Source organism: Mizugakiibacter sp. (assembly GCF_039680435.1).
GTDB lineage: Bacteria > Pseudomonadota > Gammaproteobacteria > Xanthomonadales > Rhodanobacteraceae > Mizugakiibacter.
This window is the reverse complement of record NZ_JBDKSX010000074.1, coordinates 1-1,705: the sequence shown is the minus strand read 5'-3', so window position 1 is coordinate 1,705 and position 1,705 is coordinate 1. Positions and strand designations below refer to the sequence as shown.

General features: G+C 74.6%; 2 protein-coding genes and 1 pseudogene. 2 read left to right on the top strand and 1 reads right to left on the bottom strand.

Features of this window, described 5'->3' with window-relative positions; translation table 11 throughout:
• Both ABFC67_RS07780 and ABFC67_RS07775 read left to right on the top strand, forming a co-directional pair.
• Positions 1-349 (top strand): annotated as a pseudogene (locus ABFC67_RS07780) (ComF family protein); the annotation flags it as partial.
• A 74-nt stretch (positions 350-423) separates the two neighbouring features.
• On the top strand, positions 424-729 hold the full coding sequence (locus ABFC67_RS07775; protein ID WP_346737429.1) for a YciI family protein: 306 nt from the start codon (positions 424-426) through the stop codon (positions 727-729).
• Positions 730-745: 16 nt separating this feature from the next.
• Here the strand turns inward: ABFC67_RS07775 and ubiA are convergent, their stop codons facing one another.
• Positions 746-1,690 (bottom strand): 4-hydroxybenzoate octaprenyltransferase, encoded by a 945-nt coding sequence (ubiA, locus tag ABFC67_RS07770; RefSeq protein ID WP_346737430.1) that lies wholly within the window; start codon positions 1,688-1,690, stop codon positions 746-748.
• Between the last annotated feature and the right edge of the window lie 15 nt (positions 1,691-1,705).

The window sequence follows — 1,705 nt, the reverse complement described above, 5'->3', positions numbered from 1 at the left end:
CTGCCTGGTGCCGGGACCGCTGCACGCGCAGCGCCTGCGCACGCGCGGCTACCACCAGGCGCTGGAGCTGGCGCAGCCGCGGGCGCGCGCGCTCGGGCTGCCGCTGGCGCCGCGCGCGCTGCGCCGCGTGCGCGCCACCGGCGCGCAGTCGGAGCTGGGCGCCGTGGCGCGCCGGCGCAACGTGCGCGGCGCGTTCGCGGCGGCGGATGCGCAGCTGCCGGCGCACGTCGCCGTGCTGGACGACGTCGCCACCACCGGCGCCACCCTTGCCGAGTGCGCGCGCGTGCTGAAGCGCGCCGGCGTCGCGCGCGTCGAGGTGTGGACGCTGGCGCGCGCCGCCGCGCCGTGACCCAGGTTGGCGGCAGATGGATCGCGCCCGCGTGCCGACGCTACAGTAACGCGCTTCATTCGCTGGAGATCCGCATGTACGTCGTCAGCCTGCACTACGACCTGCGTCCGCTCGCCGAAGTCGACGCGCAGGTCGAGGCGCACCGCGTCTGGCTGGACCGCCGCTATGCGGCCGGCGATTTCCTCGCCTCCGGGCCGAAGGTGCCGCGCACTGGTGGCGTGATCCTGGTGCGGGCGATGCCGCGCGAGCGCCTGGACGCGCTGCTCGCCGACGATCCGTTCGCGCGCGCCGGCGTGGCCCGCCACGAGGTGATCGAGTTCGTCGCCAGCAAGCAGCACCCCGCCGTCGCCGCCACCGGACTGTTCGACGCGACAGGCTGAGCCGCCGCGCCGCCGCTCAGCGCAGCGCCAGCGCCAGCGCGATGCCCGCCCACAGCGTCATGCCCAGCGCGTTGTTCTGGCGGAACGCGGCGAGGCAGTGCGCGCGGCCGCGGTCGCGCATCGTCCACTGCTGGCGCACGAACAGCGCGGCGGCGGCGGCCAGCGCCAGCCAGTACGGCCAGCCGAGCTGCGCGCGCGTGCCGACGAACGCCATCGTCAGCATGAACGTGCCCATCAGCACGCCGACGATGACGAGGTCGTCGTCGCCGAACAGGATCGCGGTCGACTTGGCGCCGGCCTTGATGTCGTCCTCGCGGTCGACCATCGCATACTCGGTGTCGTAGATCGTCGACCACAGCACATTGCCGAGGAACAGCAGCCAGGCCAGCGGCGGCAGGCCGTTCGTCACCGCCGCGAACGCCATCGGGATCGACCAGCCGAACGCCGCGCCCAGCACCACCTGCGGCAGGTGCGTGTAGCGCTTGCTGAAGGGATAGATCGCCGCCAGCGCGGCGCCGACGAACGCTAGCTTGACAGTCAGCGCGTTGGTCAGCAGCACCAGCAGGAAGGCGACGCCGAGCAGCGCGGCGAACACGGTCAGCGCCTCGCGCGGTTGCACGCGGCCGTTCGCCAGCGGGCGGCCGGCGGTGCGCTGCACCAGCGGATCGAGGTCGCGGTCGGCGTAGTCGTTGATCGCGCAGCCGGCGGCGCGCATCACGAACACGCCCAGCGTGAACACCAGCAGCGGCTTCCACGGCGGGAAGTCGCCGGCGGCCAGCCACAACGCCCACCAGGTCGGCCACAGCAGCAGCAGCGCGCCGACCGGGCGGTCCATGCGCGTCAGCACCAGGTAGTCGCGCGCCTTGCCGCGCAGGCGCGGCGGCAGGCGCGCCAGCAGCGCGTCGAGCACGCGCGCGGCGCGGGTGGAGCTGTCCTCGGGGCGCGTGGCGCGCGGGCGCACGCTCGCGCGCCGCGG